6 protein-coding genes are annotated in these 6,227 nt (G+C 69.8%); 2 read left to right on the top strand and 4 right to left on the bottom strand.

Annotated features, from left to right (window positions below):
* Positions 1 to 357: 357 nt before the first annotated feature.
* Positions 358 to 1,068, bottom strand: a complete 711-nt coding sequence (locus C3488_RS38840; protein WP_258053919.1) for an aspartate/glutamate racemase family protein — start codon at positions 1,066 to 1,068, stop codon at positions 358 to 360.
* Entirely contained in the window at positions 1,065 to 1,487 is a 423-nt protein-coding gene (panD, locus tag C3488_RS38835; protein WP_103845530.1) for an aspartate 1-decarboxylase, read from the bottom strand. Before panD ends, C3488_RS38840 begins: the two co-directional genes overlap by 4 nt.
* A gap of 204 nt (positions 1,488 to 1,691) precedes the next feature.
* On the opposite strand from panD, the gene C3488_RS38830 reads away from it, so the two are divergent.
* Positions 1,692 to 2,135, top strand: coding sequence for a hypothetical protein (locus C3488_RS38830; protein WP_258053918.1), 444 nt, complete (start codon positions 1,692 to 1,694; stop codon positions 2,133 to 2,135).
* 225 nt (positions 2,136 to 2,360) lie between these two features.
* Positions 2,361 to 4,046 (top strand): ribonuclease J, encoded by a 1,686-nt coding sequence (locus C3488_RS38825; RefSeq protein ID WP_103845529.1) that lies wholly within the window; start codon positions 2,361 to 2,363, stop codon positions 4,044 to 4,046.
* Between the two features lie 265 nt (positions 4,047 to 4,311).
* Here C3488_RS38825 and C3488_RS38820 read toward each other — a convergent pair whose 3' ends face one another.
* Together C3488_RS38820 and C3488_RS38815 are read right to left on the bottom strand one after the other, a co-directional pair.
* On the bottom strand, positions 4,312 to 4,656 hold the full coding sequence (locus C3488_RS38820; RefSeq protein WP_103845528.1) for a MerR family transcriptional regulator: 345 nt from the start codon (positions 4,654 to 4,656) through the stop codon (positions 4,312 to 4,314).
* Between the two features lie 960 nt (positions 4,657 to 5,616).
* A partial coding sequence (locus C3488_RS38815) for an aldehyde dehydrogenase family protein (protein WP_146068020.1) occupies positions 5,617 to 6,227 on the bottom strand: 611 nt, incomplete at its 5' end.

Below are 6,227 nucleotides of genomic sequence, written 5' to 3'. Positions count from 1 at the left end.
ACCGGCGTCGGGCCCCGGGGGCGTGGGTCCGGGTGCCGGAGGTGTTGGCTCCGGTCGCGGGGGCGCGGGCCCCGGTTCCGGGGGCGCGGGCTCAGGCCCCGGCGCGGGGCCCGGTTCGGGGGTCGGCTCCGGTCCCGGGGTCGGTCCCGGTCCGGGTGGTGGTCCCGGCTGTGCGGGATCGGGGAACGGATGCGTCATCGTGTCCTCCAGCCAGTCGTACGTAGGCCTGGACTTGCCCCCCGGGTACCCGGGGGACGTACGGGCACTCACCCCGTCGCGGGACGGGCGGGGCCCGACCGGGCCACCGCGGACCGCCGCGGCCGGCCGGGCACACCGCACGGCGGCGCCGGCCACCGGTCAGCCGAGTGAACCGTCCTGAGAACCATGTGAGCCGTTCCGAGGACCATGTGAGCCGTCTTGAGGACCATGTGCCGCAGCGGTGGCCGCAGCGGCGAGTCCGAGCTCGGGGCTCGACAGGACCGGGACGGTGGTCGTGGTCAGGTGCCGTGCCGGGGCCATGGACGCCTGGGCGAGGACGATCGCGTCCGCGCCGGTGACCGAGTCGGCGGCGTCGGCGATCACGCGCAGGTAGCCGGCGGTGTCCCCGGCCTCGAAGCGCGCCCACGCGTCGTCGACGAGCAGGGTGCGCAGTTCGACGTGACCTCGAGCGGCCGCCTCCTCGCGCACCAGGGCGACCGTCGGCTCGAGGGTGCTCTCCAGCGCGGCGACGACGACGATCCGGGGCCCCGTGGCCACCGCGGTCGCGGCCATCGGCCGGTCCACACGCAGCACCGGCACACCGACGTCCGCGCGCTCGGCGACCGCGCCGATGGTCGAGCAGGTGCACAGCACCGCGCGGGCGCCCGCCGCGACGGCCTCCCGCAGAACGTCCCGGACATCGTCGGCCACGGCGCCGGGGCCGTGCGCGCGGGCACGGTGCAGCAGCTCCGTCGCCACGTGGTGCGTCAGTCCCAGCCCCGGATGGGCCGCGTCACGCAGGGCCTCGAAGACGGGGACGTGGACGGGCGAGGTGTGCAGCAGGGCGAGCGGCCCGGTGCGCGCGGTCACCGGGTGGCGACGGCCTGCGGGCTGCGCTCCTGGTCGGAACCCGGTACCGGGGCGGACGGGTCGGCGCCCAGGGCCACGATCCGGTTGTCGCCGTCCACGTGCACCACCCGCGGCCGCAGGCTCCGTGCCTCGGCGTCGGAGACCTGGGCGTAGCTGATGATGATCACAAGGTCGCCGGGGTGGACCAGGTGGGCCGCGGCTCCGTTGATGCCGATGACACCGGAGCCGCGCTCGCCCTCGATGACGTACGTCTCCAGGCGGGCGCCGTTGGTGATGTCGACGATGTGGACCAGCTCCCCGGGGAGCAGGTCGGCGGCGTCGAGGAGGTCCGCGTCGATGGTCACCGATCCCACGTAGTGCAGGTCGGCCTGGGTGACGGTGGCACGGTGGATCTTGGACTTGAACATGGTACGAAGCACGAAGAAGCTCCCGATTCGTCTGCTCCCTGCCTGCTTTTTGCAGGTCAAGGGCGATGTTCGGAGGCTACAACGTTTCGCTTGTGTGGTCAGCTGTCGCCGGGTGTATGAGGACTCACACTGACCCGTTGCTGACTTTTCTGACGGCGCCAGTCGCGCGCTTGTACCCGGTAGACGTCGCCGGCCACCACAGACCTGGCCGCAACCGTGGTCACCAGCGACGCGCTCCGTACGCAACGCGAGCACGCCGCCTACCTCCTGGGCCGCAGGGCCCACTACATCGCGATCGTCAAGGGCAACCAGAAGAAGCTACGCAAGCAGCTGAAGTCCCTTCCCTGGAGGGACATCCCGTTCCAGGACCGCACCCGGGGTACCGGCCACGGCCGCGCGGAGATCCGCCGGATCAAGGTCGCCACCGTGAATAACCTGCCCTTCCCCGGCGCCCATCGGGCCGTCCAGATCAAGCGCCGCCGCACCGACCGCAAGACCGGCAAGACCACCATCACGACCGTCTACGCGGTCACCAGCCCAACCGCCGAGCAGGCGGGCCGACCACAACGGACCGCGAAGGTCGACATCACGTTCAACCGCGATACTTCAGCGGCCGTGAGTGCATGCCCAGGCTGTCGGCTCGCGCTGCTTCTTCTGTGATCGCGGGCGGGGTCCTCACCGCCCGCGCGACCCTCGAAGCCACCCCGGCACCCGCGGCGGTCGCTGCGGCTGCGGCTGCCCTCCTGTCCTGGGCCGGGGCAGCGGGCAGATGAGACGGATGCCGACCTGAGCGCCAGTACGTCGTCAACGGCGGGTCGTATCGAGCGCTCGTTGGATCACACAGGCAATGGATCACCTGTCCCGCTCTCCGGGTACCGTCAGGGTATGAGTCATCCGCACCCCGAACTGAAAGCCGCCCCGCCCCTTCCCGAAGGAGGGCTGCGGGTCATCGCCCTGGGCGGCCTGGGTGAGATCGGCCGCAACATGACCGTCTTCGAGCACGCGGGCAAGCTGCTCATCGTCGACTGCGGCGTACTGTTCCCCGAAGAGACCCAGCCCGGCGTGGACGTGATCCTGCCGGACTTCACCTCGATCCGGGACCGGCTGGACGACATCGTGGCCGTGGTACTCACCCACGGCCACGAGGACCACATCGGCGGCGTGCCGTACCTGCTGCGCGAACGGTCCGACATTCCGGTCGTCGGGTCCAAGCTGACGCTGGCGTTCCTGGAGGCCAAGCTCAAGGAACACGGCATCCGGCCGCGCACGGTGCGGGTGCGGGAGGGCGACCGCCGTGGCTTCGGGCCCTTCGACTGCGAGTTCGTGGCGGTCAACCACTCCATCCCCGACAGCCTCGCGGTCGCGATCCGCACCCGGGCCGGGATGGTGCTGCACACCGGCGACTTCAAGATGGACCAGTTCCCTCTCGACGACCGCATCACCGATCTGCGCGCCTTCGCCCGCCTCGGCGAGGAGGGCGTGGACCTCTTCCTCACCGACTCCACCAACGCCGAGGTACCCGGCTTCACCACCTCCGAGCGAGAGCTGAACCCGGCGATCGAACAGGTGATGCGCACCGCGCCGCGCCGGGTCATCGTCTCCAGCTTCGCCAGCCACGTGCACCGCATCCAGCAGGTCCTGGACGCCGCCCACCAGCACGGCCGCAAGGTCGCCTTCGTCGGCCGGTCGATGGTCCGCAACATGGGCATCGCCCGTGACCTGGGCTATCTGAAGGTCCCCTCCGGTCTGGTCGTGAGCACGAAGGAGCTGGAGAAGCTCCCGGATCACAAGATCGCTCTGGTGTGCACCGGCTCCCAGGGCGAACCGATGGCCGCGCTGTCACGGATGGCCAACCGCGACCACATGATCCGCATCGGCAAGGACGACACCGTCCTGCTCGCCAGCTCCCTCATCCCCGGCAACGAGAACGCCATCTACCGGGTGATCAACGGACTCACCCGGTGGGGCGCCCACGTGGTCCACAAGGGCAACGCCAAGGTGCACGTCTCCGGACACGCCAGCGCCGGCGAACTCGTCTACTGCTACAACATCGTCAAGCCCCGCAACGTCATGCCCGTGCACGGCGAATGGCGCCACCTGCGGGCCAACGCCGACCTCGCCATCCGTACCGGTGTCGACCCCGACCGGGTCGTCATCGCCGAGGACGGCGTCGTCGTCGACCTGGTCGACGGGCGCGCATCCATCACCGGCAAGGTCCCCGCCGGCAACGTCTACGTGGACGGCATGGAGGTCGGCGGCGCCACCGAAGCGTCCCTCAAGGACCGCCTCACCCTCGCCGCCGAAGGCGTGGTCACGGTGGTGGCGATCGTCGACGCCGACACCGGCGCCCTCGCCGAGGCCCCCGACTTCCTGGCCCGGGGCTTCGTCCACGACGACGCCACCTTCGAGCCGGTCATCCCCGTCATCGAGAAGACCCTGGCCACCGCAGCCGAGGAAGGCGTCGGGGACGCGCGCCAACTCGAACAACTTATCGCCCGCGCCGTGGCGAACTGGGCGTTCCGCACCCACCGCCGCAAGCCCCTCATCATCCCCGTCATCATCGACGCCTGAGCCCAGCCCGGCAGCACGGTCCCCGTTCAGCCGCGGCACCGCCCGCGCGGACTTCCCGGGCGGTGCCGCCCCTATCGGTTGCCGCTCCTTCTGCCCCGGGTTCGCCCCTCGTCACCCCCCGACATGCATTACGCCCGCTCGTGGTCCCCTCTTCCGTGGAGTGCGGTTGGCGCGTTGAGCCCGCCTGCTGCGGAACGGCGGTGCGGTCCCTCAGCGGCCTCGTCCGCCTGCAGGGCATCGGGTGCCTCGGGTTCGGGCGTTTTGATCAGGTTGATGTCTTCGGCTGAGGCTCGCGGCCCTCGGCGCGCAGTTGCTCGTTGATGCGCTGCGCCTCTTCGAGCTGGTCTTCGAGGATGACGATGCGGCAGGCGGCCTCTATGGCGGTGCCCTGGTCGACGAGTTCGCGGGCGCGGGCAGCGATGCGCAGCTGGTACCGGGAGTAGCGGCGATGGCCGCCGTCGGAGCGCAGCGGGGTGATCAGGCGGTGTTCACCGAGGGCACGGAGGAAGGCAGGGGTGGTGCCGAGCATCTCGGCGGCGCGGCCCATGGTGTAGGCGGGGTAGTCGTCATCGTCGAGAGGGCCGATGGGACGGGAACCGGCAGGCGGCATAGACCTCTTCTTTCGGGGACGCGTCGGGGGGCCCGGGTGCCAGTACGGCACCCGGGCCCCGAGCTTTCAACACCATCTACCGGCGCACTGCGCCGGCCTTCTTTTTCCGCAGGTGCCGCCTGGGAGGGCGGGGTTGCGGGGATCGCGGATGCGTGACCGGGGACCACCTTCCAATCCGGGGCCTTGCGGTACCCGGGCGGACTGCTTCCTCGCCCGGGCGATCCTGATGGCGTTCTGCTCCTTACCTTTCGATTACGCGGATACCGCGGGTACTGCTCACAGCCCTGCTGGGGCTGTGTCCTTCTGGTCTACCTGCACAGCAGTTCATGCCTGCTGTGCCCACTTCGACTTCTGGGTACGAAGACAACGCTAACCCTGCGACGGTGGAATGTCTACTGTCGCCATGACAGTTTTTCTCCATGGAGTGTGCGTCTGCTTCTACCCCTGACGCACCAGGAAGAGTGCCCACTCGAATGGCGGTCCCCCTACCTGCACAGCAGTCCTCGGTGGGACCGGCCCGGTGCTCTCCCACGTTGAACGGCGTCCCGAGCCGCGTACGTCCACCGTCACGACCCCGTGCCGAGGCCCAGATCAGGACGGCTCTCCGACTGGAGAACCTGCGCGAACGTGGCCGCGCACGAGCCACATCCAGAGTGTCCTTCGACTGGCGCCGGGGACGGGCTCAGACATCCAGGAGGAATGCGGGCCGTGATGCGTTCGCCGACCGCTTCCCGATCGACGCTGAGTTCCTGTGCGATGGCCTCACGATCTCCAGACCGTGCCCCTTACCTCCCCGCCGACCAAGCCCGGCTACACAAGGACAGGGACGTGCACGTACTTGATTGGTGACCAGCTCGCTGATCACCAGCTGGGTCAGGCCCACGATCCGCTCAGAGACCCCTGCCGGGTGGCCGCGGGTGAGGAAAACGGAGGCTCTCCCTGGCGGAAGATCAGGCCGCATCACCGGCTGCGGATCCAGACGGTCTTCTCCCTGGTCCACTGGTCGAAGGCGTTGGTCGATTTCTCCACGCCGCCGAACCCGGACTGTTTCCAGCCGCCGAAGGGTGTGGTGATGTCGCCTTCGCTGTAGGAGTTGACGGAGATCACGCCGGCCTGGACGCCGCGCGCCAACCGGAGGGCGGTGTCGAGGTCGCGCGTCCACACCGAGGCGGCGAGCCCGTATTCGGTCGCGTTCGCCAGGTGCGTCGCCTCGTCTTCGGAGGTGAAGGTCTGGAAGGTGACGACGGGGCCGAACAGTTCCTTGGTGAGCACGTCGCTGCCGTCGGGCGCGTGGGTGATCACGGTGGGCGGGTAGTAGGCCCCACGCTGAGGCAGGCCGTGCGGCAGCCCTCCGGTGTGAACGCGGGCTCCGCCGGCCCGGGCGGCTTGAACCGCCGCTGCGACCCGGTCGAAGGCCGCCCGGTCGATCAGTGGCCCCACCTGAGTGCGAGGGTCCGCGGGATCACCGATGACCAGGCGCTTCGCGGCGATCGTGAACCGCTCCAGCACCTCGTGGGCGATGCTGTGGTGGACCAGGACGCGGGAACCGGCCGTGCAGTTCTGCCCCATCG

This window comes from Streptomyces sp. Ru72 (assembly GCF_002920635.1).
Lineage (GTDB): Bacteria > Actinomycetota > Actinomycetes > Streptomycetales > Streptomycetaceae > Streptomyces.
The sequence above is the reverse complement of the archived record's forward strand: the minus strand, read 5'-3'. Positions and strand labels throughout refer to the sequence as shown.

Coding starts and splice junctions, on each gene's coding strand:
- C3488_RS38825 (WP_103845529.1), top strand. CDS start 2,361: ATGAGTCATCCGCACCCCGAACTGAAAGCCGCCCCGCCCCTTCCCGAA.
- C3488_RS38820 (WP_103845528.1), bottom strand. CDS start 4,656: ATGCCGCCTGCCGGTTCCCGTCCCATCGGCCCTCTCGACGATGACGAC.